Raw genomic sequence first — 26050 nt, 5'->3', positions numbered from 1 at the left:
GCGCCGTGTTCGATACTCTCTCCGATCGCCTCTCAGCGACTTTCAAGAACCTGCGTGGCAAGGGACGGCTCTCCGAAGCGGACATCGACGCCACCGCGCGCGAGATCCGGATCGCGCTCCTCGAAGCGGACGTGGCGCTGCCGGTCGTCCGGGGCTTCATCAAGAACGTCAAGGAGCGGGCCCTCGGTGCCGAGGTCTCTCGCGCGCTGAATCCGGCCCAGCAGGTGCTGAAGATCGTCAACGACGAGCTCGTAACGATCCTCGGTGGCGAGACCCGGCGGCTGCGCTTCGCCAAGCAGCCCCCGACCGTGATCATGCTGGCGGGTCTGCAGGGTGCCGGTAAGACCACCCTCGCGGGCAAGCTCGGCAAGTGGCTCCAGGAGCAGGGGCACTCCCCGCTGCTGGTCGCCGCCGACCTCCAGCGCCCGAACGCGGTCAACCAGCTGAGCGTCGTCGCCGAGCGAGCCGGGGTCGCGGTCTTCGCGCCGGAGCCGGGCAACGGCGTCGGTGACCCGGTCAAGGTCGCCAAGGACTCCATCGACTTCGCGAAGTCCAAGGTCCACGACATCGTGATCGTGGACACCGCCGGCCGTCTCGGCATCGACCAGGAGATGATGCAGCAGGCCGCGGACATCCGGGACGCGGTCTCGCCGGACGAGATCCTGTTCGTCGTCGACGCGATGATCGGTCAGGACGCGGTCAACACCGCCGAGGCCTTCCGCGACGGCGTCGGCTTCGACGGCGTGGTGCTCTCCAAGCTCGACGGTGACGCCCGCGGTGGTGCGGCCCTGTCGATCCGCCAGATCACCGGCAAGCCGATCATGTTCGCGTCGAACGGCGAGAAGCTCGACGACTTCGACGCCTTCCACCCGGACCGGATGGCCTCCCGCATCCTCGACATGGGTGACCTGCTCACCCTGATCGAGCAGGCGGAGAAGACCTTCGACCAGGCCGAAGCCCAGAAGATGGCCGAGAAGCTGGCCTCCAAGAAGGGCCAGGACTTCACCCTCGACGACTTCCTGGCCCAGATGGAGCAGGTCAGGAAGATGGGCTCCATCTCCAAGCTGCTCGGCATGCTGCCCGGCATGGGCCAGATCAAGGACCAGATCAACAACCTCGACGAGCGGGACGTCGACCGCACCGCCGCGATCATCAAGTCGATGACCCCGGCCGAGCGCCAGGAGCCGACGATCATCAACGGCTCGCGGCGCGCCCGTATCGCGCGCGGTTCCGGTGTCGAGGTCAGCGCGGTCAAGAACCTGGTCGAGCGGTTCTTCGAGGCCCGCAAGATGATGTCCCGCATGGCCCAGGGCGGTGGCATGCCCGGTATGCCGGGGATGCCGGGCATGGGTGGCGGTCCCGGCCGTACGAAGAAGCAGCAGAAGAAGGCCAAGGGCAAGCAGCGCTCCGGCAACCCGATGAAGCGCAAGCAGCAGGAGCAGGAGGAGGCCGCCCGCCGCGCGGCCGCCGCTCAGGGCGGAGGCGCCTTCGGGCTGCCGCAGCAGGGCGGCAAGGACTTCGAGCTGCCGGACGAGTTCAAGAAGTTCATGGGCTAGAAGGCTGCTGAAAATCTCGGGTTCTGGCCCCGGTTCGGTTGAGTCGGGGCCAGTCTTGTGGGCATGCAGGGCGAATGGGCCGGGGAGATGGTCGGGCCGGATGTGTGGGAGACCTGCCGGGAGTTGATCCCGGCAGGCAGTGTGTTCGCGTTCCTGGCCGAGCATCGCGAGGTGCTGTTCCCGCCGGGGATGTTCGCGGACATGTATCCGTCGTCCAACGGCCGTCCGAGTCTGCCGCCGCAGGTCCTGGCCGCGACCGTGGTGCTGCAGAGCCTGCACGGGCTGTCGGACTTCGAGACAGTCCAGGAGTTGCGGTGTGATCTGCGGTGGAAGGCCGCCTGCGGGCTCGGTCTGTACGACACCGCTTTCGATCCGTCGCTGTTGACGTATTTCCGGCGCCGTTTGCGTCACTCGGCCGATCCAACGCGGATCTTCACCAAGGTCAAAGAGGTCGTGGCCGCGACCGGCGTACTCAAGGGCAGGCAACGGCGAGCACTGGACTCCACCGTCCTCGATGACGCGGTGGCCACCCAGGACACCGTCACCCAGATCATCTCCGCCATCCGCCGGGTGATCCGCGAGGTCCCCGGCGCGAAGGAGACCGCGCAGCAGTGGTGCACGGCGCACGACTACACCGACCCGGGCAAACCGAGGATCGCCTGGGACGACGAGGCCGCCCGCGCCACGCTGGTCGACGCGCTGGTCACCGACGCGATCAACCTGCTGGCGCACCTGCCCGAACAGGAACTGGGCGAGAAGGCGGCGAACGCGGTGGGCCTGCTGGCTCTGGTCGCGGGCCAGGACGTGGAACCGGCCGAGGACTCCGACGGACGCGACGGCCGTTGGCGCATCGCCCAGCGCACGGTCGCGGACCGGACCGTGTCCACCGTCGATACAGACGCACGCCACATCCACAAGAACCGCACCCGCCACCAGGACGGTTTCAAAGGGCATGCGTCCTTCGAGCCGGAGAGCGGGCTGTTCACCGCCGTCGCTGTCACCGGCGGCTATGGCCCCGACAGCCACGAGGCCGCTGTCGCCTGCGATCTGCTGGCCGACGAGGACGAGGGCCAGGAGTTAACCGTGCTCGGCGACTCCGCCTACGGCACCGGCCACCTGCGCGCACACCTGCAGGCCGCGGGCCACACCCCGGTGATCAAGCCGCCGCCGCTGCGGCAGGCCATCCCCGGCGGCTTCACCATCGACGACTTCCGCATCGACTCGGCAGCCGGCACCGCGACCTGCCCGGCCGGACACACCGCCAACCTCGGCCAGGTCAAAGCGGACGGCGCCCGCACCGCCCAGTTCAAGCGACTCTGCGCCGGCTGTCCCCTGCGCGGACGCTGCACCACCTCCAAGACCGGGCGCACCCTCAACGTCCACCCCCAGCACGAACTGCTCACCGCAGCCCGCCGAGAGGCCGCCGACCCCATCTGGCAGGACGAATACCGCAGATGGCGGCCCCCGGTCGAACGCGCCATCGCCTGGCTGGTCGCCAAGGGCAACCGGCGAGTCCCGCACCGCGGCGTCATCGCCAACAACATCTGGCTCCACCACCGCGCTGCCGCCCTCAACCTCCGCCGACTGATCAACCACGGACTCACCCGGGCCAACGGCAACTGGCACCTCACCCCGGCCACCGCATAAGCAAGAAGGGCCGCCCCGCCCACGGCCGGACAGCCCTCGACAAGATTTTCAGCAGCCTTCTAGACGCTGGGCTAGACGGGCTGGCACTTCCCGTTACGGCGCCGGGGGCGCCCCTCTCCGCGGGGGCACCCCCGGCGCCGTATCCGCACATGCTTGCGGCGCCGGTGTGGCGTAACGTCCCGATATGACCAACCCCGCGCCGCCACGCAAGTCGCCGGACCTGCCCTGGCGCACCGAGGGCGCCCCGGAGGAGCCGCCGAAGTCCGCGCCCGGCGGGCGGCGGATGCGCGGCGGCTGGTGGGGCCTCGTCGTCGCCGCGCTGGTCGTGTTCCTGCTCGCCAACCTCGTGCTGTCGTTCCTCGACGAGGAGGAGCCGACCATCTCGTACACGGCATTCAGCAGGCAGGTCGACGACGGCAACGTCAGCAAGATCTACGCCAAGGGCGACGCGATCCAGGGCCAGCTGAAGAAGGCCCAGGACAACCCCGAGGGCGAGGGCACCTACACCCGGTTCAAGACACAGCGGCCGGCCTTCGCGGACGACCAGCTCTGGGAGGAACTGACCCGGCACAACGTCACGGTCACCGCGGAGCCGGTCGTCCAGCAGCGCGGCTTTCTGACCAACCTGCTGATCTCGCTGGCGCCGCTGCTGCTGCTCGTCGTGCTGTGGCTCTTCATTGCGCGGCGGGTGAGGGCGGGGCTGGGCGGGGCGGGCGGCATGTTCGGGCGCAAGCCGCCGCCCAGGCCGGTCGAGCTGGAGCCGGGGCAGAAGCGGACGACGTTCGCGGACGTGGCGGGCATCGACGAGGTGGAGGGCGAGCTCAACGACGTCGTCGACTTCCTGAAGAACCCGGACGCCTATCGGCGGATGGGCGCCAAGATGCCGCGCGGTGTGCTGCTCGCCGGTCCGCCCGGCACCGGCAAGACACTGCTCGCGCGGGCGGTGGCGGGGGAGGCGGGGGTGCCGTTCTTCTCGGCGTCCGCGTCGGAGTTCATCGAGATGATCGTCGGCGTGGGCGCATCCCGTGTGCGGGAACTGTTCGCGGAGGCGCGGAAGGTGGCCCCGTCGATCATCTTCATCGACGAGATCGACACCATCGGCCGGGCACGTGGCGGCGGCGCCGGTGTGGGCGGGCACGACGAGCGCGAGCAGACCCTGAACCAGATCCTGACCGAAATGGACGGCTTCTCCGGCTCGGAGGGCGTGATCGTGATCGCCGCGACCAACCGCGCGGACGTCCTGGATCCGGCCCTGACCCGCCCCGGCCGGTTCGACCGGGTCGTCCACGTCGCGCCGCCGGACCGTGGCGGCCGCGAGGCGATCCTGAGGATCCACACCCGGGAGATCCCGCTCGGCCCGGACGTCGACCTCGCCCAGGTCGCCCGTACGACCCCGGGGATGACCGGCGCCGAGCTGGCCAACCTCGCCAACGAGGCCGCCCTGCTCGCCGTCAAGCGGGGGCAGGAGACGGTGACGCAGTCCGACCTCTCGGAGGCGCTGGAGAAGGTACAGCTGGGTGCCGAGCGCGCGCTGGTGATGCCCGAGGAAGAACGCCGGCGCACCGCCTACCACGAGAGCGGGCACGCCCTGCTGGGCATGCTGCAGCCGGGCGCCGACCCTGTCCGCAAGATCACCATCGTGCCCCGCGGGAGGGCGTTGGGGGTGACGCTGTCGACGCCGGAATCGGACAAGTACGCGTACACCGAGGAGTACCTGCGCGGCCGGATCATCGGCGCGCTGGGCGGGATGGCGGCGGAGCACGTCGTCTACGGGGTCGTCACGACCGGCTCGGAGAACGATCTGGAGCAGGTCACCAAGATCGTGCGCGGCATGGTCGCCCGCTGGGGCATGAGCCGGCAGGTGGGCCGGTTGTCGGCGCTGCCCGACGACGCGCAGCAGGCGTACGGGCTGGCGGCGGCGCCGCAGACGCTGGACGTGATCGACGGCGAGATGCGGCGGATCGTCGACGAGTGCTACGAGGAGGCCTGCCGCAAGCTGCGCGACCACCGCGGCCAACTGGACGCGCTGGCTCAGGCGTTGCTGGAGCGGGAGACGCTGGAGGAGGCGGACGCGTACCGGATCGCGGGGATCACGCGGCTGGCCAAGGCGGATGCGGAGGGGTAGGGCGGCCCCTGGCCCGAGGGCCGCTGCCCGGGGCGCCTCACGCACCCTCCGCTTTTCCTACGGCGTCACCTCTGGGGAGTCCGGGCGATCAGATAGCGGAACACGTTCGGCATCCACACCGTGCCGTCGGGCCGCCGGTGCGGATGCAGCGCCTCGGTCAGCTCCTTGTCGACCTGCTCCTGGTCGGTCGCCATGATCGCCGCGTCGAACAGCCCGGTCGACAGCAGCCCGCGTACCGCGCTGTCCACGTCGGCGTACCCGAACGCGCAGGCGACCCGCCCAGAACCGTCCGGCCTGAGCCCGGCCCGCTGGGCGACCTCCTCCAGGTCGTCGCGGAGCGCCGGGCGCCAACTGCCGCCGCCGCGCAGCGGATCGGCCAGCTTGGTGGCCACCCGCAGCACCGACGACGTCGCGCACCGTTCCGGTGGCCCCCAGCCGGCCAGCACCACCGACGCGTCCCGCTCGGCGAGCGGTGTCGCCGCGGCGAGCAGCCCACTGAGGCCCTCCGCGTCACCCGCGAGACACCCGATGGGCTCGAAGGCGGTGACGAGGGTGTACGCCGGTGCCTGCGCGTCGGCGGCCGCCTCGGGGACGGCGTCTTCGGGGGAGCCCTCGACGAGCCGGGCACCCGTACGCGCGCGCGTGCTCTGTGCCTGCGTCGCCTCGGTCGCCCCCGTCGTCTCCGGCAGCAGGCGCTCGCGCGCGAGGGCCAGTCTCTCCGGGGAGGACGACTCGACACCGGTGACGGCGGCGCCCCGGGCGGCCGCCATCAGCAGGGCGAGTCCGGAACCGCAGCCCAGGCCCAGCAGCCGGGTGCCGGGCCCCACGTCCAGCCGCTCGTAGACGGCCTCGTAGAGCGGTACGAGCATCCGCTCCTGGATCTCCGACCAGTCACGCGCGCGTGCACGCAGGTCCACACGGGGTGCGGGTCCCGCGTGAGGCTGGTGCTGCCGCACGAGCGTAGGTGTCATCGAAGCGCCCCAATCCGCAGAGAGTTGCCGCTGTCCCGGTTTTCGTCGCCCCCGTCGCGTACGTCCACCCTCCCCCCGTATGCCAGGTAACTCCGAGCCCGCGGCGGCGTCCAGGGGTCGCGGCGGCCCGCTTGTGAGGTGCCCCCGTGAGTGGCGAGAATTCACATTCCGGCAACGCCGGTGTCCCTCTTTACGACGGAATTCCTCCGTCCAGGGGGCGCGGAGTGGCGTGTTCATGCCGTAGGCGATGACCGTGGGTCGCGGGGCGGGGCGGCGGCCCGGTTCCGGCCAAGGTCGAGAGCGCCGGCCGCCGCCCGGCCGCTGGGGGTCAGGGAGGTGGCGGACCGCGGACGCGGACCAGGTATGGTCACGGTCGAACCGCGCGTATGCCGGGCGCGGACGCGAGGCGGCCGAAACGGCTCTTGCGCACCCGCGGACCCACACACCCCGGCGTGCGGACACGCTCTACGCGCCGGGTCGTACGTCAGGCTACGCACCACCTTGGTATGAGCTGTGCGGCTTCTCCGCAGATCAGCGCACCCGCCCTCGTCAGGACGCATCAGCGGCAACTGACGGGTACGTGCAAATTATTTGGGATGCCCCGGAATAGGAACACAGCGGGACTCAGGCTCGTTGTCATTACGTGAGCACGACACCACCTGTTCTCGCCGCAGAGCTGGCACAGGCGTGGGCCGACATTCAGCGGTACCACCCCGAGCTGCCGGACCTTGCCGCGCCCGAGTCCCTGATCGGGGAGTCGTCGTCCGCCTGCGGGCACGAACTCTCCTTCGAACGGCTGCTCCATGAGGCAGTCCACGGCATCGCCGCCGCGCGCGGAATCCGCGACACCTCCCGCGCCGGCCGGTACCACAACCGCAGATTCCTCGCCATCGCCGAGGAGCTGGGCCTGGACCACCCCGAGGAGCCGCACCCCAGCAGCGGCTTCTCGCTGGTCACGCTCAACCCCGAGGCGAAGCGGCGCTACCGCCCGACGATCGAGCGCCTCCAGCGCGCCCTGAAGGCCCACACCGCCGCCACCACCGCCGACACCGGCCGCGCCTTCCGTGGCCCGGCCGCCCGCCACGGCTCCTCCGGCGGCGGCGTCCGGGTCAAGGCGGTGTGCGACTGCGGCCGCAATGTACGGGTCGTTCCGTCCGTCCTCGCCCAGGCCCCGATCGTCTGCGGCGGCTGCGGCAAGCCGTTCCGGATCCCCGAGGTGGTGGGCGCGGGCGCGAGGTGAGTGCACGGCTGCTCGTGGCAGCCGTGCGGCACCGTAGTGCCGCGGGTCGCGCACCCGGCGTCGGTCGCGGGGACGCCGGGTGTCGCTCCGGCGTGCCTCGGCGCACCCTCGGTCTGAAGCGGTCCGCGGGGTGTGGCAGAATGGCTAGCTGTACTCGACAGCCGCACAGGACCCCTCTCTCCTCCGGCTGACGCGTCCATCGGGCACTCGGGTACCGCAACCCCACGCGGCCTTCTCGCCGTGCCCAACCACGTCAAATCCAGGAGAACCCACTCCCGTGGCAGTCAAGATCAAGCTGAAGCGTCTGGGCAAGATCCGTTCGCCTCACTACCGCATCGTCGTCGCCGACTCCCGCACCCGCCGTGACGGCCGTGCGATCGAGGAGATCGGCAAGTACCACCCGACGTACCACCCGTCGGTGATCGAGGTCGACGCCGAGCGTGTGGCGTACTGGCTCGGTGTCGGCGCCCAGCCGACCGAGCCCGTGCTCGCCATCCTCAAGAAGACCGGCGACTGGCAGAAGTTCAAGGGTGAGCCCGCCCCGGCGCCGCTGCTGACCGCCGAGCCGAAGAAGGCCCGCCCGTCGTTCGAGGCCCTCGGTGGCGAAGGCGAGGGCAAGGGTGAGGCGATCACCCAGAAGAAGAAGGCTGACAAGAAGGACGAGGCTGCGGCTGAGTCCGAGTCGACCGAGGCCTGAGCATGCTCGAGGAGGCTCTCGAGCACCTCGTGAAGGGCATCGTCGACAACCCTGACGATGTGCAGGTCGCCTCGCGCAACCTGCGCCGTGGACGTGTGCTGGAGGTCCGGGTCCACCCCGACGACCTCGGCAAGGTGATCGGCCGCAATGGCCGCACCGCACGCGCTCTGCGCACCGTCGTGGGCGCCATCGGCGGCCGCGGCGTCCGCGTCGACCTCGTCGACGTGGACCACGTCCGCTGACGCTTATCGCAACCGGCTCGGGCCGGGGAGGGCCATAGGGCCGTCCCCGGCCCGCAGTCGTATGGCCGGTCGTATGACAGGAGAACAAGCACAGTGCAGCTGGTAGTCGCACGGATCGGCCGTGCCCACGGCATCAAGGGCGAGGTCACCGTGGAGGTACGTACCGACGAGCCCGAGCTCAGGCTCGCGCCCGGCGCCGTCCTGGCCACCGACCCGGCCTCCGCCGGGCCCCTCACCATCGAGACCGGCCGGGTGCACAGCGGCCGTCTGCTGCTGCGCTTCGAGGGCGTGAACGACCGCAACGCCGCCGAGGCCCTGCGCAACATCCTCCTGATCGCCGAGATCGACCCGGACGAGCTGCCCGAGGGCGAGGACGAGTACTACGACCACCAGCTGATCGACCTCGACGTCGTCACCAAGGACGGGGTGGCGGTCGGCCGGATCACCGAGATCTCGCACCTGCCCTCGCAGGACCTGTTCATCGTGGAGCGCCCCGACGGCAGCGAGGTCATGGTCCCGTTCGTGGAGGAGATCGTCACCGAGATCGACCTGGAGGAGCAGCGGGCCGTCATCGACCCGCCGCCCGGGCTGATCGACGACCGCGCGGACATCGCCTCGTCCAGGGATGAGTCCTGATGCGGCTCGACGTCGTCACGATCTTCCCCGAGTACCTCGACCCGCTGAACGTCTCCCTGGTCGGCAAGGCACGCGCGCGTGGACAGCTGATGGTGCACGTGCATGATCTGCGCACCTGGACGTACGACCGCCACCACACGGTCGACGACACCCCGTACGGCGGCGGCCCCGGCATGGTCATGAAGACCGAGCCGTGGGGCGACGCCCTCGATTCCGTCCTCGCCGACGGCTACGAGACGGGCTCCCACGGGCCGGCCCTGATCGTCCCCACGCCCAGCGGCCGCCCCTTCACCCAGGAACTCGCCGTGGAGCTCTCCGAGCGCCCGTGGCTGATCTTCACCCCGGCCCGCTACGAGGGCATCGACCGGCGGGTCATCGACGAGTACGCCACCCGGACACCGGTGTACGAGGTGTCCATCGGCGACTACGTCCTCGCCGGCGGGGAGGCGGCCGTACTGGTCATCACGGAGGCCGTGGCGCGGCTGCTGCCCGGCGTCCTCGGGAACGCCGAGTCGCACCGGGACGACTCCTTCGCGCCCGGTGCCATGGCCAACCTCCTGGAGGGGCCCGTCTACACCAAGCCGCCCGAGTGGCGGGGCCGCGGGATCCCGGACGTGCTGCTCAGCGGCCATCACGGGAAGATCGCCCGCTGGCGGCGCGACGAGGCGCTGCGGCGTACGACGGCCCACCGGCCGGACCTGATCGAGCGGTGCGATCCCAAGGCCTTCGACAAGAAGGACCGCGAGATGCTCTCCATCCTGGGCTGGGAACCGGACCCCGCAGGGGAGCCGTACGGCCGATTTTGGCGCAGGACCGAGAGCGTGGAAGAATAGACCGCTGTTGTGCGCCCGTCCGGCGTGCGCCCCTGCCACAGGGGGACACGACGCCCGCTTCGACCCGCACGACTCTCGTACCAGAAACCTAGTTTCCGTTGATGACCTGTGGCATCAGCGAAGAAAGCAGACGAAATGTCGCACCTGCTCGACTCCGTCGACTCCGCGTCGCTGCGCAGCGACGTCCCGGCGTTCCGCCCGGGTGACACCGTGAACGTCCACGTCCGCGTCATCGAGGGCAACCGCTCCCGTGTGCAGCAGTTCAAGGGCGTGGTGATCCGCCGCCAGGGTTCCGGCGTGCGCGAGACCTTCACGGTCCGCAAGGTCTCCTTCTCCGTCGGCGTCGAGCGCACCTTCCCGGTGCACACCCCGATCGTGGAGAAGATCGAGCTCGTCACCAGGGGTGACGTCCGCCGCGCCAAGCTGTACTACCTGCGCGACCTGCGCGGCAAGGCGGCGAAGATCAAGGAGAAGCGCGAGAGCTGAGCGCCTCCCGGGGTTCACAGCGGGGCCGGATAGCATCTGGCTCCGATGGACACCGAAGCACAGCCGACGGAGCGCGACCGCTCCTCCCGCCCTTCCGATGCCGAGGAGATCTCGGACACAGAGGGACCGGAGGGCCGGTCGCGTTTCGCGTTGGTGGCGCGGGTCGCCGGGTGGGTCCCGGGCGGTCGGATCACCCTGACGCTGCTTGCCTGCCTGGTGTTCGCGCTGCTGCTCAACACGTTCGTGGTGCAGCCGTTCCAGATCCCCAGCGGATCGATGGAGCAGGCATTGAGGATCGGCGACCGCGTTCTCGTAAATAAGTTGGCGTACCGTTTCGGTGCTCAGCCGCGCCGCGGCGACGTGGTCGTGTTCGACGGCGCCGGAAACTTCGGGGACGCCGACTACGTCAAACGTGTTGTGGGTGTGGGTGGAGATCACGTCGTCTGCTGCGACAAGGAGGGGAGGCTCCAGGTGAACGGCCGGTCCGTCGACGAGTCGACGTTCCTGTACCCCGGCGACAGCGCGTCCACGGTGCCCTTCGACGTCGTCGTGCCCGACGGCACCCTGTTCGTTCTCGGCGACCACCGCAGCGCCTCCAGCGACTCCCGCGACCGCCTCGGCTCACCCGGCGGCGGCATGATCCCCGTCGGCGATGTGATCGGCCGGGCCGACTGGATCGTCTGGCCCCTCGCCCACGCCACCCACCTGGACCGAACCGGCGCCTACGCGCGCGTGCCCGCGGCGGAGGGCACGCATGGGTAACCGCGGCAAACCGCGCGGTACGCCCGCCAGTGCCGCCGAGAACCTGCTGCCCACCGGTACCCGGCGTGCCGCCGTCCCGGCCGGGGGCGGCCGTACGCGCGCGGAGCGGCGCAAGCTGCAGCGGAAGGTCAAGCGGCGCCGGCGCCGGTCGGCCATAAAGGAGATACCGCTCCTGGTCGGTGTGGCCGTGCTGATAGCCCTCGTCCTGAAGACGTTCCTGGTCCAGGCGTTCGTGATCCCGTCGGGCTCCATGGAGCAGACGATCCAGATCGGCGACCGGGTCCTGGTCGACAAGCTCACGCCGTGGTTCGGTGCCCAGCCGCAACGCGGCGACGTCGTGGTCTTCAAGGACCCCGGCGGCTGGCTCCAGGACGAGCAGCCCACGCCGCAGAAGGAGGACCCCATCGTCGTCAAGCAGGTCAAGGAGGGGCTCACCTTCATCGGCCTGCTGCCGTCCGACAACGAGAAGGACCTCATCAAGCGGGTCGTCGGCGTCGGCGGAGACCGGGTGCAGTGCTGTGACACGCAAGGGCGGGTCACGGTCAACGGCATTCCGCTGAACGAGGACTACCTGTACCCCGGCAACGAGCCGTCCGCGACCGGGTTCGACATCACCGTGCCCCAGGGGCGGCTGTGGGTGATGGGCGACCACCGGTCCAACTCCGCGGACTCCCGCTCCCACCAGGACACCGACTACGGCGGCACCGTCTCCGTGGACGAGGTGGTCGGCCGGGCCGTCGTCATCGCCTGGCCGCTGGACCACTGGACCACGCTGAACGAACCGAAAACCTACGCTTCCGTGTCCGACTCGGCGGGCGGGTCGACCGCGGCCCCCCAGCCGTCGCATAGGGTTGCCCCCAACGATTCGAACGGAACGATCCAGCTCCCGACCCCTGCGGAACTCCCGCTCGTTATGGGAGTGGTGGGCCTGCGTCGTGTGTGGGGCAGGCGGTGGCACAGAGTAAGGAGTTGGCGTGGGGGATGTGGCGGTTGGCGCACGGTCCGGACACGACGGCGAGGAGCACCGCGGACGCCCCGTGGAAGCGGCCCCCCGGGCCACGGACAGCGCCGCAAACTCCGGGAATGAAGGCCAGGCGGCCGAGGACGGCACGGTGACGGACGAACAGAGCCAGACCGGGGACCAGGGGCCGTCGGGCCCCGCCCCCAGGCAGCCGAAGAAGCAGCGCTCCTTCTGGAAGGAGCTGCCGATCCTGATCGGTATCGCGCTGGTGCTGGCGCTGCTGATCAAGACGTTCCTCGTGCAGGCGTTCTCGATCCCCTCCGACTCGATGCAGAACACCCTGCAGGAGGGCGACCGCGTACTCGTCGACAAGCTCACCCCCTGGTTCGGCTCCGAGCCCGAGCGCGGCGAGGTCGTCGTCTTCCACGACCCCGACAACTGGCTGGCGGGCGAGCCGACGCCGGATCCGAACGCCCTGCAGACGTTCCTCAGCTGGATCGGCCTGATGCCGTCCGCCGAGGAGAAGGACCTCATCAAGCGCGTCATCGGCGTCGGCGGCGACACGGTCGAGTGCAACGGCACCGGCCCGCTGAAGGTCAACGGCAAGGCGCTGAACGAGCCGTACGTCTACCCCGGCAACACGCCGTGCAGCCAGGACGACCAGGGCGGCCAGTTCAAGGTGAAGGTCCCCGAGGGCTTCATCTGGGTCATGGGCGACCACCGGCAGAACTCCCGGGACTCCCGCTACAACCAGGGCGACGCCAACAAGGGCATGGTCCCGGTCGACAAGGTCGTCGGACGCGCCATCGTGAAGGCCTGGCCGATCAACCGCTGGGGCACCCTCCCGGTGCCGGACACCTTCGACCAGCCCGGCCTGAACGACCAGTCGGCCACGGCGGCGGCCCTGACCAACGCGCCGAACGCGCTGGCCCTCGCGGGGGTCGTGCCGGTGGCACTGTGGCGCCGTCGGCGGCCGGGGGCGTGAAGCTCGCTCGCGGTTTGGCGGCCGGGGGTCTGATGCGGGTCGTGGTCCGGCGGTCGGTGTGTTCTCGGCGGTTGCGGTCCGGTCGGCGGCCTGGTCGTCGGTGTGGTCTCCGGTCCGCGTGAAGTCATCGTGGAGCTGTCCGCGCGGCGGGACGAAGGGCTGACCGGGCCAGGTACCGCCGGGTAGGGTGCGGATCCATGGGTGGCGAGAGCGCGACACGTACGGCCCCGCACAGCGGTGGGACGAACAAGGGCCCGGCGGGCGGCCGGATCGGACAGGGGTTGTCCGGGCTGGCGGTCGCGCTGGGCCTCGTGCTGTTCCTGGGCGGTTTCGGCTGGGGAGCGGTGACCTATCTGCCGTACACCGTGCCCACCGGCTCCATGACGCCGACCATCGACGCGGGCGACAGGGTGCTGGCCCAGCGTGTCGACGGCGCCGAGGTGCGCCGTGGTGACGTCGTCGTGTTCAAGGACGCGGCTTGGGGCGACGCGCCGCTGATCAAGCGGGTGGTGGCCGTCGGCGGCGACAAGGTCGCCTGCTGCCAGGACGGCAAGCTCACCGTCAACGGCAAGGAGATCGACGAACCGTATCTGTCCAAGGGGCAGCGGGCCTCGGACATGAACTTCGGCGTGACCGTGCCCGAGGGGCGGCTGTTCCTGCTCGGCGACGAGCGGCACGGCTCCCTGGACTCCACCGCCCACCTCACGGACGCCGCGAGCGGCACCGTGGCCCGCGACGACGTCTCCGGCCGGGTGGACGCCGTGGTCTGGCCCATGAACGGCATGCTGGCACGCCCCACGGGCTTCGAGGCCCTCGGCGGCCTGTCCGCGCCGGGGCCGCTGCGGACGATCGGCGCCCTGATCGTCGTAGGCGCCGTGCTGGTGCTCGCTGGTGCCGCGTACGGGCCGATCGCGAAGCGTCTGGGATCCCGGGCGAGGACGGAGCCCGCCGGTGTCCGCTGAGGCCACGGAGGGGTACGAGCTCGTCGGCGCCCGTGCGACGCGCAAGGTGGCGCGGGTCGTGCTGCTCGACCCGGAGGACCGGATCCTGCTGCTGCACGGCCACGAGCCGGACGACCCGGCGGACGACTGGTGGTTCACGCCGGGCGGCGGACTGGAGGGCGAGGAGACCCGTGAGGAGGCCGCGCTGCGGGAACTCGCGGAGGAGACGGGAATCACGGAGGTCCGGCTCGGTCCGGTGCTGTGGCGGCGGATGTGTTCCTTCCCGTTCGCCGGGCGCCGCTGGGACCAGGACGAGTGGTACTACCTGGCCCGTACCACCCAGACGACGACGCAGGCCGCCGCCCTCACCGAGCTGGAGCGACGCAGCGTCGTGGGAGCCCGGTGGTGGACTTGTGAGGAACTGACCCGGGCTCATGAGACGGTGTATCCGACCAGACTCGCCGAGCTGCTGCGCAGGCTGCTCGACGAAGGTCCCCCCGCCAGACCCGAGATCCTCGACACGGAAATCGTCTAGGGGCTCACGGGACTGGCGCACAATGGTGGGATCGCACGGCTGAAGGGGAACATGCCATGAGCGCCGAGGACCTCGAAAAGTACGAGACCGAGATGGAGCTCAAGCTCTACCGGGAGTACCGCGATGTCGTCGGTCTGTTCAAATACGTGATCGAGACCGAGCGGCGCTTCTACCTGACCAACGACTACGAGATGCAGGTGCACTCGGTCCAGGGAGAGGTGTTCTTCGAGGTGTCCATGGCGGACGCCTGGGTGTGGGACATGTACCGGCCGGCCCGGTTCGTGAAGCAGGTACGAGTCCTCACGTTCAAGGACGTGAACATCGAGGAGCTGAACAAGAGCGATCTCGAACTGCCGAGTGGGTGATGTTTCGCCGGTGGGCTGGGCTTTGGTTGCTTGGGCTGGGCTTTGGTCGCTCGTGTGGGTGACGAAGTTGTCCACAACCGCTGAGTAGCCCACCAAGATCCACTTCTTGGTGGTGGATGCGTGACCGTTGGCGCCCAAGGAGGTGCCGACATGAACGCACGAGACGCACTCGGCAGGTACGGCGAGGAACTGGCCGCCCGACGGCTGACGGCCGCCGGTATGACGGTCCTGGAGCGCAACTGGCGCTGTGGCAGGACCGGTGAGATCGACATCGTGGCGCGGGACGGGGATGTCCTGGTCGTCTGCGAGGTGAAGACGCGCAGGGCCGGCCGGTTCCAGCATCCGATGGGGGCGGTGCAGCAGGCGAAGGCCGAGCGGCTGCGCGGCCTCGCCGAACGCTGGATCCACACCCACGGAGGGGCACCACCGGGAGGCGTCCGTATCGACCTGATCGGCGTCGTCCTGCCCGACCGGGGCGCGCCCGTGGTCGAGCACGCGCGGGGGGTGGCCTGAGATGGGCTTCGCACGTACGTGCTCCGTCGCCCTCGTCGGGGTCGAGGGCGTGGTGGTGGAGGTCCAGGCCGACCTGGAACCGGGCGTCGCCGCGTTCACGCTGGTGGGGCTGCCGGACAAGAGCCTGACCGAGAGTCGGGATCGGGTGCGGGCGGCTGTGGTGAATTCCGGCGCCGAATGGCCGCAGAAGAAGCTCACGGTCGGGCTCAGCCCGGCGTCCGTACCGAAGGCCGGCAGTGGGTTCGACCTGGCCGTCGCCTGCGCGGTGCTGGGGGCCAGTGAGCGGATCGACCCGCGGGTGCTCGCCGACATCGTGATGATCGGAGAGCTCGGCCTGGACGGGCGGGTGCGGCCGGTGCGCGGCATCCTGCCGGCGGTGCTGGCGGCGGCGGACGCGGGCTATGAGCAGGTGGTCGTACCCGAGTGCGCGGCCGCCGAGGCGTCGCTGGTCCCGGGGGTGTCCGTGCTGGGCGTCCGCAGTCTGCGCCAGCTGATCGCGGTCCTCGCGGACGAGCCCGTGCCGGAGGAGGAACCGGACGCGCACGACCGCCCCGATCCCCTGCTCGCCGGGCTGCGCGTCCCCGGCACCGGCTCGGCCACGGGCATGCACAGCGTCGGCGCCGCCCAGCACGACCACGGGCACGATCTGGCCGACGTCGTGGGCCAGATCTCGGCGCGCACGGCGGTGGAGGTCGCCGCGGCCGGCGGACATCACGTGTTCCTGCAGGGTCCGCCCGGCGCCGGCAAGACGATGCTCGCGGAGCGGCTGCCGGGGATCCTGCCCCGGCTCACCCGCGAGGAGTCCCTGGAGGTCACGGCGGTGCACTCGGTGGCCGGGCTGCTGCCGCCCGGCAAGCCGCTGATCGACGTCGCCCCGTACTGCGCCCCGCACCACTCGGCCACCATGCAGGCGCTCGTCGGCGGCGGCGCCGGCATCGCCCGGCCCGGCGCGGTGTCGCTCTCGCATCGAGGGGTGCTGTTCCTCGACGAGACGCCGGAGTTCAACAGCCAGGCGCTCGACGCCCTGCGGCAGCCCCTGGAGGCGGGGCATGTCGTGATCGCCCGCAGTGCCGGCGTGGTGCGGTTCCCGGCGAAGTTCCTGATGGTGCTCGCCGCCAACCCCTGCCCGTGCGGGCGCTTCTCCCAGCGGGACGACCTGTGCGAGTGCCCGCCCTCGGCGATCCGCCGCTACCAGGCCCGGCTGTCGGGACCGCTGCTGGACCGGGTCGACCTCCGCGTCGAGGTGGATCGCGTCACGCGGGCCGAGCTCACCGACCGCGGCGCGCGCGGCGAGCCCACCGCGGCCGTCGCCGAACGCGTGCGCGCCGCCCGGGAACGGGCGGCCGCCCGCCTCGCGGGCACTCCGTGGCGGACGAACAGCGAGGTGCCCGGCCGGGAGCTGCGCAGCCGCTGGTACGCCGCGATCGGCGCGATGGACGAGGCGGAACGGAATCTGGAGCGCGGTGTGCTCACGGCTCGCGGTCTCGACCGGGTCCTGCGGGTCGCCTGGACCGTGGCGGACCTCGTGGGGCACGACCGGCCCGACGCGACGGACGTGGCCCTGGCGCTGCAACTGCGCACCGGCGTGCCACGCGGTGTGCCGATGGCCATCGGGGCCCTGACGTGACCGGCGGTGACGATCCGGACGACGAGCTGCTCGGGCGGATCTTTCTCACGCGGGTGCTTGAGCCCGGTGATGAGGTCGCCGGGCGGTGGGTGCGGGAGTTGGGGGTTGGTGAGGTGGTGCGGCATTTGCGAAGCGGTGGGGTGCCGTTGGCGGGGGTGAGCGACAAGCGGTGGGCAGGGCTGTTGGCGCGGGCTCGACGGGCCGAGCCGGAGCGGGATCTTGAGGTGGCTCGGGCGGCCGGGGTGCGGTTCGTGTGCCCGGGGACGACGGAGTGGCCGGGACAGCTCGATGATCTGGGGGACGGCCGGCCGCTGGGGCTCTGGGTGCGGGGGCGGGCCGGCCTGCGGATGTGGGCGCTGCGGTCCGTCGCCGTCGTGGGGGCGCGGGCCTGCACGGAGTACGGCGCCCATATGGCCGTCACCCTCGCCTCCGGCCTCGCCGAGCGCGGCTGGGTGGTCGTCTCCGGCGGCGCCTACGGCGTCGACGGCGCCGCCCACCGGGGCGCCCTCGGCGCCGGCGGAGCCACCGTCGCCGTACTGGCCTGTGGCGTGGACCGGCCCTATCCCCGCGGGCACGCCCAGCTGATCGGCAGGATCGCCGAGCAGGGGCTGGTGGTGGGCGAGCTGCCGCCGGGGGATCATCCGACGCCCAGCCGCTTCATCGTGCGCAACCGTGTGATCGCCGCGCTGACCAGGGGGACCGTGGTCGTCGAGGCCGCCCACCGCAGCGGCTCGCTCGTCACCGCGCGGGCGGCACAGCGGCTGGGGCGGCACACCATGGGCGTGCCCGGTCCGGCCACCAGCGCGCAGTCGGCCGGGGTGCACGAGCTGCTGCGCGGTGAGGCGACGCTGGTCACCGACGCGGCCGAGGTCGTCGAGCTGGTCGGTGACATGGGGGAGCTGGCCCCCGTCCGGCGCGGGCCGGTGCTGCCGCGCGACCTGCTGGCGCCCGGCATCCGGCACGTCCTGGCGGCACTGCCCGGACGCGGGGCGGCCACCGCCGAGGAGATCGCGCGGGGCGTGCCGACGACGGAGGACGACGCGATCGCGAGGCTGTACGAACTCAGGGCACTTGGTTACGTCGAACGACACGGCGACGGCTGGAAGTTGACACGCCAGGCGATGATCGCCCTTCGGAGCGGACGGGACGGATGTTGACAGAGCGTGTTCGGCCGTCCGGGGGAATCCCGATGTCCTTGGGAAATCCGGCAGTTGGCGGGCCATGGCGGTCACGGAGAGCGACCGTCCTGACCCGGTGGAGCGCTCCGTGGAACGTTTCTGCGTACAGTGCCCGCCCCATCCTTCGCACACCGCGACTCTTCAGTCACGCTACGCTCACGAGGATCCCGGCACAGTCCGGCAACTCGACATCAGAGCGACAGCTCACCCAGTACCACCCTTCACGGCAGAACGGCACAAGGCGACGAATGCCCCAGCACACCTCCGGGTCCGACCGGGCGGCGATCCCCCCAGCCGCCCGCGACGGTGGCAGCGATCGGCCGCCCGCTCCCTCGACGCTCGACGAGCTCTGGCGGTCGTACAAGGAGACGGGGGACGAGCGGCTGCGGGAGCAGCTGATTCTGCACTACTCGCCGCTGGTGAAATACGTCGCCGGGCGGGTGAGCGTGGGGCTGCCGCCCAATGTCGAGCAGGCGGACTTCGTGTCGTCCGGGGTGTTCGGGCTGATCGACGCGATCGAGAAGTTCGACATCGACCGGGAGATCAAGTTCGAGACGTACGCGATCACGCGGATCCGGGGCGCGATGATCGACGAGCTGCGGGCGCTGGACTGGATTCCACGGTCGGTGCGGCAGAAGGCGCGGAACGTGGAGCGGGCGTACGCGACGCTGGAGGCGCGGCTGCGGCGGACGCCGAGCGAAGGGGAGGTGGCCGCCGAGCTGGGCATCCCGGTGGATGAGCTGCATGCCGTTTTCAGCCAGTTGTCGCTGGCGAACGTGGTGGCGCTGGAGGAGCTGCTGCACGTCGGGGGCGACGGCGGCGACGGACTGAGCGTCATGGACACGCTGGAGGACACCGCCGCCGACAATCCGGTGGAGGTGGCCGAGGACCGGGAGCTGCGGCGGTTCCTGGCGCGGGCGATCAACACGCTGCCCGAGCGGGAGAAGACCGTGGTCACGCTGTACTACTACGAGGGGCTCACGCTCGCCGAGATCGGCAATGTGCTGGGGGTGACCGAGAGCCGGGTGAGCCAGATCCACACCAAGTCCGTGCTGCAGTTGCGCGCGAAACTGGCCGGCTTCGGCCGGTGACCTGGCTGAACGCCGACGGCGTGGTGTGCTGCACTCCCGCCCGGGGTGGTGCGTCCGTAAAGTGGTCGGCGTGCCTAGGATTCGAGCGGCCTCCGTGGCCGAGCACCGGTCGATGCAGCGAGCCGCCCTGCTGGACGCGGCTCGTTCCCTGCTGTCCGAGGGCGGGACGGAGGCGCTGACCTTCCCGGCCCTCGCCGAGCGGACGGGGCTTGCGCGGTCGTCCGTGTACGAGTACTTCCGGTCCCGGGCCGCCGTGGTCGAGGAGCTGTGCGCGGTCGACTTCCCGGTCTGGGCGGCGGAGGTCGAGACGGCGATGGCCGCGGTGGACGGCGCCGAGGCCAAGGTCGAGGCGTATGTGCGCGCGCAGCTTGCGCTGGTGGGGGACCAGCGGCATCGGGCTGTCGTGGCGATCTCCGCGAGCGAGCTGGACGCCGGGGCCCGGGAGAAGATCCGGGCGGCGCATGGGGGGCTCGTGGCGATGATCGTGGAGGCGCTGCGGGAACTGGGCCACGCGGAGCCCCGGCTGGCGGCGATGCTGGTGCAGGGGGTGGTGGACTCGGCCGTGCGGCGGATCGAGCTGGGGGTGGAGGAGCCGTCGGTGGTGGCTGAGGCTGCGGTGGGGATGGTGCTGCGGGGCGTGCGCGGCTGAAGGTTGGCTGGGGCTGAGCGGCGTTGCGGCTGAGGGTTGGCTGAGCCTGAGCGTCGGCTGGGGCTGAGCGGGGGGAGGGTGCGCAGCCCGGCGCGACGGGGTGCCGCCCGCGCCCACCCGTGCCGCCCCAGGCGGCACGAATGCCCGCGGACTGACGGACTGACGGCTCGCGGCGCGTATGCCCGCGGCGTGACGGCTTGGTGGCGCGTATGCCTGCGGCGTGACGGCTTGGCGTGCGCGTATGCCCGCGGGGTTCACGGACTGACGGCCCGGCGGCGCGCATGCCCGCGGGCTCAGTTGCGTCGGGAGCCGCATGCATGCCCTCAGGCTCGGCTACGACGGCAGTGGCACCCCCAGTACCGGCAACAGGCGGGACGGTCCCCGTCGTAGGAGCCACGGTGGGAGTACGGACAGCGGGTCTACGTACGTGTCGCCTCTGCGCAGGCCCCAGTGGACGCATGTCGTCGTGCAGTGGGAACCCCTCGGCTCCACCGTGCCGACCACCTCCCCCGCCGCCACCTCGTCGCCTTTCCTCACCGACGCCCTCACCGGCTCGTACGTGGTTCGCAGGGGCGGGGTGCCCGTGCCGCTCAGCTCCACCGACACCACGCCCTTCCCGGCCACCCGGCCCGCGTACGAGACACGGCCGGGGGCGATGGCTCGTACTGGTGTGCCGGGTGGGGCCGCCAGGTCCACGCCTCGGTGGCCACGGCCGTAGCGCGTCGCCGGGGGTTCCCAGCCGCGGAGGACCGGTGGGCGGGTGCCCACGGGCCAGGTGCGGCCGATCGCCGGTACCGGGGCGTCCGGCCTCGTCGGGGCCGGCGCCGGGGGGTCGGCCGCCAGGGCCGCGGGGGTCAGGACCACCGGCGCCACCACCAGCAGTAGCGCCCACGTCACTCGTGCGCATCGCTTCGCTCGCATGGACCGAACCGTGCCGTATCAGCCACGATCCCGGCCCAAGCCTGTGGAGTACCGCCGGGTTGTGGACAGCGGCGTCACCCGGCGGGTCGACGGTCCCGTACACTTCTGGTGGCGATCCGGGTCACCGGGTCGACTTCGCACGCCCCGATACGGCCACCGGAGACGGTCCGTATCAGCGCCTCTCGGTCCTTCGTGGCACGGCGCATGTGGGCGTCAGGCGCGGGAGCCACCCGGCATCCGCGGCACAACCGAGAACATTCAAGGAGATACGGCCATGGCCGTCGTCACGATGCGGGAGCTGCTGGAGAGCGGCGTCCACTTCGGTCACCAGACCCGTCGCTGGAACCCGAAGATGAAGCGCTTCATCTTCACCGAGCGCAACGGCATCTACATCATCGACCTGCTCCAGTCGCTGTCGTACATCGACCGCGCCTACGAGTTCGTCAAGGAGACCGTCGCCCACGGCGGCACGGTCATGTTCGTCGGCACCAAGAAGCAGGCGCAGGAGGCCATCGCCGAGCAGGCCACCCGCGTCGGCATGCCCTACGTCAACCAGCGCTGGCTGGGCGGCATGCTCACCAACTTCTCGACCGTCTACAAGCGTCTGCAGCGCCTGAAGGAGCTCGAGCAGATCGACTTCGAGGACGTCGCGTCCTCCGGTCTGACCAAGAAGGAGCTTCTCGTGCTCTCGCGCGAGAAGGCCAAGCTGGAGAAGACCCTCGGTGGTATCCGCGAGATGCAGAAGGTGCCCAGCGCCGTCTGGATCGTGGACACCAAGAAGGAGCACATTGCTGTCGGTGAGGCCCGGAAGCTGAACATCCCGGTCGTCGCCATCCTCGACACCAACTGTGACCCGGACGAGGTCGACTACAAGATCCCGGGCAACGACGACGCGATCCGCTCCGTCACCCTGCTCACCCGCGTGATCGCCGACGCCGTCGCCGAGGGCCTGATCGCCCGCTCCGGTGGTGCCGGTGAGGGCAAGGGCGAGAAGGCCGAGGGCGAGCCGCTCGCCGAGTGGGAGCGCGACCTGCTCGAGGGTGAGAAGAAGGCCGAGGAGGCCCCGGCCGCTGCCGAGGCGCCCGCCGCCGAGGCTCCGGCCGCTGAGGCTCCGGCTGCCGAGGGCGAGCAGGCCTGACCTCCGTCGGGACGTACGGCGGGGCGGTACTGAGCCACTAGCGCCTCCGGCGCGGTGAAGTCCGCTCCCGCCGTTCACCTGTAGGTCAGCGGAAGGACAGTGCCCCCCGGCTACATGGGGGGCGCGTACCCCGTAGATCTTCGATCTTCCAGACTTCGAGAAAGACTCACAGACTCATGGCGAACTACACCGCCGCCGACGTCAAGAAGCTCCGCGAGCTCACCGGCGCCGGCATGATGGACTGCAAGAAGGCGCTGGACGAGGCCGAGGGCAACGTCGAGAAGGCCGTCGAGGCGCTGCGCATCAAGGGCCAGAAGGGCGTCGCCAAGCGTGAGGGCCGCTCCGCCGAGAACGGCGCCGTGGTCTCCATCATCGCCGACGACAACTCCTCCGGCGTCCTGGTCGAGCTGAAGTGCGAGACGGACTTCGTCGCCAAGGGCGAGAAGTTCCAGGCCGTGGCCCGGGCCATCGCCGAGCACGTCGCCAAGACCTCCCCGGCCGACCTTCAGGCCCTGCTCGCCTCCGAGATCGAGGCCGGCAAGACCGTCCAGGCGTTCGTGGACGAGGCCAACGCCAACCTCGGCGAGAAGATCGTCCTGGACCGCTTCGCGCAGTTCGCCGACGGCTTCGTGCTCGCCTACATGCACCGCACGATGCCCGACCTGCCGCCGCAGATCGGTGTCCTCGTCGAGTTCGACAAGCCGAACGCCGAGGTCGCCAAGGGCGTCGCGCAGCACATCGCCGCCTTCGCGCCGAAGTACCTCTCCAAGGAGGACGTCCCGGCCGAGGTCGTCGAGACCGAGCGCCGGATCGCCGAGGAGACCACCCGCGCCGAGGGCAAGCCCGAGGCCGCGATCGGCAAGATCGTCGAGGGTCGCCTGAACGGCTTCTTCAAGGACGCCACGCTGCTCGGCCAGCCGTACGCCCTCGACAACAAGAAGTCCGTCCAGAAGGTCCTGGACGAGGCCGGTGTCACCCTGAAGCGCTTCGCGCGCATCAAGGTCGGCATCTGAGTCCGTACCGCGATCGACGCACGGCCCGGGGCGGAATGCCGCTAGGGTCGACCGCAGTCGTCCGCGTCGCCCACGTGGGCCGGCGCGCACGCGAGCGTGACGGACGACAGCAGATCTGACGAGGAGGCCATTGCCGCGTAGGGGATGAGAAACCCACCACCGGCAATGGCCTTCCTCGTATGTGCAACCCGTAAAAGAGGCGAGAACCCCATGACCACCAAGCCCCAGAAGAGCGACGACGGCAAAGTACGCGGCCGGTTTCTGCTGAAGCTGTCCGGAGAGGCCTTCTCCGGCGGCGGGGGCCTGGGCGTGGACCCCGACGTGGTGCACAAGATCGCCTATGAGATCGCGGCCGTCGTACGTGACGGCGCGCAGATCGCGGTCGTCATCGGCGGCGGGAACTTCTTCCGCGGTGCCGAACTGCAGGTGCGCGGCATGGACCGGGCCCGCTCCGACTACATGGGCATGCTCGGCACCGTGATGAACTGCCTTGCCCTCCAGGACTTCCTGGAGAAGGAGGGCATCCAGTGCCGGGTGCAGACCGCCATCACCATGGGGCAGGTCGCCGAACCGTACATCCCGCTGCGCGCCGTACGGCACCTGGAGAAGGGCCGCGTGGTCATCTTCGGCGCCGGTATGGGCATGCCGTACTTCTCCACCGACACCACCGCCGCCCAGCGCGCCCTGGAGATCGACGCCGAGGCCCTGCTGATGGGCAAGAACGGGGTGGACGGGGTCTACGACTCCGACCCGAAGACCAATCCGGACGCGGTCAAGTTCGACTCGCTCGGCTATGGCGAGGTCATCACCCGCGACCTGAAGGTCGCCGACGCCACCGCCATCACGCTGTGCCGCGACAACAAGCTGCCGATCGTGGTCTTCGAACTGCTGAAGGAGGGCAATATCGCCCGCGCCGTCAAGGGTGAGAAGATCGGCACGCTGGTGGGTGAGCAGGGCAGCCGGGGCTGACCCGGCTTCAGCCATGCCGTCCGCCGGACGCCACCTGTACGGGGGACGGACGGGACGGACCCTGGCCGGGGGATGGACAATGGTCTGCCGGTCGGGAACCGTGCAGGAAGAAGACGCGACGCAGCCGGCCGCCGCCGCAAAGGAACCGCAGCCGGGCCTACTCAAGACACGCAGGAGCAAGTGGTGATCGAAGAGACCCTCCTCGAGGCCGAGGAGAAGATGGAGAAGGCCGTCGTGGTCGCCAAGGAGGACTTCGCCGCGATCCGCACCGGCCGTGCGCACCCGGCGATGTTCAACAAGATCGTGGCCGACTACTACGGCGCGCCGACGCCGATCAACCAGTTGGCTTCGTTCTCCGTGCCGGAGCCGCGCATGGCGGTCGTCACCCCGTTCGACAAGAGCGCGCTGCGCAACATCGAGCAGGCGATCCGCGACTCCGACCTGGGCGTCAATCCGAGCAACGACGGCAACATCATCCGGGTGGTGTTCCCCGAGCTGACCGAAGAGCGCCGGCGCGAGTACATCAAGGTCGCCAAGGGCAAGGGCGAGGACGCCAAGGTGTCCATCCGCTCCGTCCGCCGCAAGGCCAAGGACGCCATCGACAAGCTGATCAAGGACGGCGAGGTCGGTGAGGACGAGGGCCGTCGTGCGGAGAAGGAGCTCGACGACACCACGGCGAAGTACGTCGCCCAGGTGGACGAGCTGCTCAAGCACAAGGAAGCCGAGCTGCTCGAGGTCTGATGAACGACTCTCCCTGGGGGGCGCCGCCCCACGCCGGGTACTGGGGGCCGTCCGACCGAGGGCCTGTCCAGGGGGCCGCCCCGGCGGGTCCCACGTACGATGCGCTTGACGCGCAGCAGACTCGCCCCATGCCCATCGTGCCCGACGTATCCGCCCATGGCGGAAACCAGGATGACGACCGGGGGGCCGCTCGGCTGAGCGGCCCCTTGTTCCGCGACGAGAGCCCGTCGGCGCCGCCCTACGGCGCGGCGCCGCAGAATCCGGAGCCCATGCACGACGCCCCTCAGCCGGCACCCGCACCGCAGAAGAAGAGTGCGGGCCGTGACCTGGGCGCGGCGATAGGGGTCGGGGTCGGACTCGGTGCGGTGATCATCACGTCCCTGTTCATCGTCAAGGCGGTGTTCGTCGGGGTCGTGGCGGTGGCCGTCGTGGTGGGGCTGTGGGAGCTGACCAAGCGGCTGGACGAGCGCAAGGGCATTCACGCGCCGCTGGTTCCGCTCGCGGTCGGTGGTGCGGCGATGGTCGTCGCCGGGTATGTGCGGGGCGCCGAGGGCGCGTGGGTGGCGATGGCGCTCACCGCGCTGGCGGTGCTGGTCTGGCGGATGACGGAACCGCCGGAGGGCTATCTCAAGGACGTCACGGCCGGGGTCTTCGCGGCCTTCTACGTGCCGTTCCTGGCGACGTTCGTCGCGATGATGCTGACCGCGGCGGACGGGCCGCAGCGGGTGTTCATGTTCCTGCTGCTCACCGTGGTCAGCGACACGGGCGCCTACGCCGTCGGCTGGCGCTTCGGGCGGCACAAGCTCGCCCCGCGCATCAGTCCCGGCAAGACCCGGGAGGGCCTGGTCGGCGCGGTCAGCTTCGCCATGGCCGCCGGTGCGCTGTGCATGGAGTTCCTGATCGACGACGGCACCTGGTGGCAGGGCCTGCTCCTGGGCCTCGCGGTCGCCGGCAGCGCGACGCTGGGCGACCTCGGCGAGTCGATGATCAAACGCGACCTGGGCATCAAGGACATGGGCACGCTGCTGCCGGGTCATGGCGGGATCATGGACCGACTGGACTCGTTGCTGCCTACGGCGCCGGTGGTGTGGTTGCTGCTGGTGCTGTTCGTGGGTTCCGGCTGAGCCGTCGGGTGGGCTGGAGAGCCCCTGCACTCTGGGCGGGGGCTCTTGCCGCCCCCGGGAGGTGTTCGGCACCTCACGGCCTGGCCGCACGGGCGGGTGAATTG

At 70.5% G+C, this 26050-nt stretch carries 27 protein-coding genes; 25 read left to right on the top strand and 2 right to left on the bottom strand.

Annotated features, from left to right (window positions below; genetic code table 11):
* Positions 1-5 precede the first annotated feature (5 nt).
* From ffh to ftsH, 3 genes are all read left to right on the top strand, one after another.
* Positions 6-1556, top strand: a complete 1551-nt coding sequence (gene ffh / locus HJD23_RS10900; protein ID WP_171114429.1) for a signal recognition particle protein — start codon at positions 6-8, stop codon at positions 1554-1556.
* Positions 1557-1619: 63 nt separating this feature from the next.
* The gene (locus tag HJD23_RS10895; protein ID WP_171114430.1) at positions 1620-3203 is read left to right on the top strand and encodes an IS1182 family transposase; all 1584 of its coding nucleotides are present in this window, start codon (positions 1620-1622) and stop codon (positions 3201-3203) included.
* Positions 3204-3387: 184 nt separating this feature from the next.
* A complete protein-coding gene (gene ftsH, locus HJD23_RS10890; protein WP_171114431.1) occupies positions 3388-5328 on the top strand; it encodes an ATP-dependent zinc metalloprotease FtsH in 1941 nt (646 codons plus the stop codon).
* Positions 5329-5393: 65 nt separating this feature from the next.
* On the opposite strand, the gene HJD23_RS10885 is transcribed toward ftsH, so the two are convergent.
* Positions 5394-6299 carry a class I SAM-dependent methyltransferase gene (locus tag HJD23_RS10885; protein ID WP_171114432.1) on the bottom strand — a complete coding sequence of 302 codons (906 nt, stop codon included), beginning with the start codon at positions 6297-6299 and terminating at the stop codon, positions 5394-5396.
* A 643-nt stretch (positions 6300-6942) separates the two neighbouring features.
* Here HJD23_RS10885 and HJD23_RS10880 point away from each other — a divergent pair.
* From HJD23_RS10880 to HJD23_RS10800, 17 genes are all read left to right on the top strand, one after another.
* Positions 6943-7539, top strand: a complete 597-nt coding sequence (locus tag HJD23_RS10880) for a hypothetical protein (RefSeq protein WP_141311121.1) — start codon at positions 6943-6945, stop codon at positions 7537-7539.
* A 277-nt stretch (positions 7540-7816) separates the two neighbouring features.
* Positions 7817-8236, top strand: coding sequence for a 30S ribosomal protein S16 (rpsP, locus tag HJD23_RS10875; RefSeq protein WP_171114433.1), 420 nt, complete (start codon positions 7817-7819; stop codon positions 8234-8236).
* 2 nt (positions 8237-8238) lie between these two features.
* Entirely contained in the window at positions 8239-8478 is a 240-nt protein-coding gene (locus HJD23_RS10870; protein WP_003973401.1) for an RNA-binding protein, read from the top strand.
* 93 nt (positions 8479-8571) lie between these two features.
* On the top strand, positions 8572-9114 hold the full coding sequence (gene rimM, locus HJD23_RS10865; RefSeq protein ID WP_171114434.1) for a ribosome maturation factor RimM: 543 nt from the start codon (positions 8572-8574) through the stop codon (positions 9112-9114).
* Positions 9114-9947, top strand: a complete 834-nt coding sequence (trmD, locus tag HJD23_RS10860; RefSeq protein ID WP_171114435.1) for a tRNA (guanosine(37)-N1)-methyltransferase TrmD — start codon at positions 9114-9116, stop codon at positions 9945-9947. Before rimM ends, trmD begins: the two co-directional genes overlap by 1 nt.
* A gap of 135 nt (positions 9948-10082) precedes the next feature.
* Entirely contained in the window at positions 10083-10433 is a 351-nt protein-coding gene (gene rplS, locus HJD23_RS10855) for a 50S ribosomal protein L19 (protein WP_171114436.1), read from the top strand.
* Positions 10434-10478: 45 nt separating this feature from the next.
* Positions 10479-11195, top strand: a complete 717-nt coding sequence (lepB, locus tag HJD23_RS10850; protein WP_171114437.1) for a signal peptidase I — start codon at positions 10479-10481, stop codon at positions 11193-11195.
* Positions 11188-12282, top strand: coding sequence for a signal peptidase I (lepB, locus tag HJD23_RS10845; RefSeq protein ID WP_171114438.1), 1095 nt, complete (start codon positions 11188-11190; stop codon positions 12280-12282). The genes lepB (HJD23_RS10850) and lepB (HJD23_RS10845) overlap by 8 nt, the downstream gene beginning before the upstream one ends.
* Positions 12170-13141, top strand: coding sequence for a signal peptidase I (lepB, locus tag HJD23_RS10840; protein WP_171114439.1), 972 nt, complete (start codon positions 12170-12172; stop codon positions 13139-13141). Before lepB (HJD23_RS10845) ends, lepB (HJD23_RS10840) begins: the two co-directional genes overlap by 113 nt.
* 197 nt (positions 13142-13338) lie before the next feature.
* Positions 13339-14103: a signal peptidase I gene (gene lepB / locus HJD23_RS10835; RefSeq protein WP_171114440.1), complete on the top strand. Its 765-nt coding sequence runs from the start codon at positions 13339-13341 to the stop codon at positions 14101-14103.
* A complete protein-coding gene (locus tag HJD23_RS10830) occupies positions 14093-14617 on the top strand; it encodes an NUDIX domain-containing protein (protein ID WP_171114441.1) in 525 nt (174 codons plus the stop codon). Before lepB (HJD23_RS10835) ends, HJD23_RS10830 begins: the two co-directional genes overlap by 11 nt.
* A gap of 56 nt (positions 14618-14673) precedes the next feature.
* A complete protein-coding gene (locus HJD23_RS10825; protein ID WP_003993268.1) occupies positions 14674-14982 on the top strand; it encodes a DUF2469 domain-containing protein in 309 nt (102 codons plus the stop codon).
* 150 nt (positions 14983-15132) lie between these two features.
* Complete coding sequence (locus tag HJD23_RS10820) at positions 15133-15495, top strand: YraN family protein (RefSeq protein WP_171114442.1); 363 nt, start codon at positions 15133-15135, stop codon at positions 15493-15495.
* A 1-nt stretch (position 15496) separates the two neighbouring features.
* The gene (locus HJD23_RS10815; RefSeq protein ID WP_171114443.1) at positions 15497-17122 is read left to right on the top strand and encodes a YifB family Mg chelatase-like AAA ATPase; all 1626 of its coding nucleotides are present in this window, start codon (positions 15497-15499) and stop codon (positions 17120-17122) included.
* A complete protein-coding gene (gene dprA, locus HJD23_RS10810) occupies positions 17119-18279 on the top strand; it encodes a DNA-processing protein DprA (RefSeq protein ID WP_171114444.1) in 1161 nt (386 codons plus the stop codon). Before HJD23_RS10815 ends, dprA begins: the two co-directional genes overlap by 4 nt.
* Before the next feature lie 269 nt (positions 18280-18548).
* A complete protein-coding gene (gene whiG / locus HJD23_RS10805; RefSeq protein ID WP_141311108.1) occupies positions 18549-19391 on the top strand; it encodes an RNA polymerase sigma factor WhiG in 843 nt (280 codons plus the stop codon).
* 94 nt (positions 19392-19485) lie between these two features.
* Positions 19486-20040, top strand: coding sequence for a TetR/AcrR family transcriptional regulator (locus HJD23_RS10800; RefSeq protein WP_171118816.1), 555 nt, complete (start codon positions 19486-19488; stop codon positions 20038-20040).
* Between the two features lie 333 nt (positions 20041-20373).
* On the opposite strand, the gene HJD23_RS10795 is transcribed toward HJD23_RS10800, so the two are convergent.
* Positions 20374-20961, bottom strand: a complete 588-nt coding sequence (locus tag HJD23_RS10795) for a M23 family metallopeptidase (protein WP_171114445.1) — start codon at positions 20959-20961, stop codon at positions 20374-20376.
* 274 nt (positions 20962-21235) lie between these two features.
* Here HJD23_RS10795 and rpsB point away from each other — a divergent pair, with 274 nt between their 5' ends.
* The 5 genes from rpsB (at position 21236) to HJD23_RS10770 (ending at position 25946) form a co-directional block, all read left to right on the top strand.
* Positions 21236-22099: a 30S ribosomal protein S2 gene (gene rpsB, locus HJD23_RS10790; RefSeq protein ID WP_171114446.1), complete on the top strand. Its 864-nt coding sequence runs from the start codon at positions 21236-21238 to the stop codon at positions 22097-22099.
* Positions 22100-22275: 176 nt separating this feature from the next.
* Complete coding sequence (gene tsf, locus HJD23_RS10785) at positions 22276-23112, top strand: translation elongation factor Ts (protein WP_171114447.1); 837 nt, start codon at positions 22276-22278, stop codon at positions 23110-23112.
* 210 nt (positions 23113-23322) lie between these two features.
* Positions 23323-24081, top strand: coding sequence for a UMP kinase (gene pyrH, locus HJD23_RS10780; protein ID WP_171114448.1), 759 nt, complete (start codon positions 23323-23325; stop codon positions 24079-24081).
* A gap of 183 nt (positions 24082-24264) precedes the next feature.
* Positions 24265-24822, top strand: a complete 558-nt coding sequence (gene frr / locus HJD23_RS10775; protein ID WP_014675285.1) for a ribosome recycling factor — start codon at positions 24265-24267, stop codon at positions 24820-24822.
* A complete protein-coding gene (locus tag HJD23_RS10770; protein WP_171114449.1) occupies positions 24822-25946 on the top strand; it encodes a phosphatidate cytidylyltransferase in 1125 nt (374 codons plus the stop codon). Before frr ends, HJD23_RS10770 begins: the two co-directional genes overlap by 1 nt.
* The last annotated feature ends 104 nt before the right edge of the window (positions 25947-26050 follow it).

It is taken from the genome of Streptomyces sp. Z423-1, assembly GCF_013009255.1.
Taxonomy (GTDB): Bacteria; Actinomycetota; Actinomycetes; order Streptomycetales; family Streptomycetaceae; genus Streptomyces; species Streptomyces gossypiisoli.
This window is presented reverse-complemented; position numbering and strand designations above follow the sequence as displayed.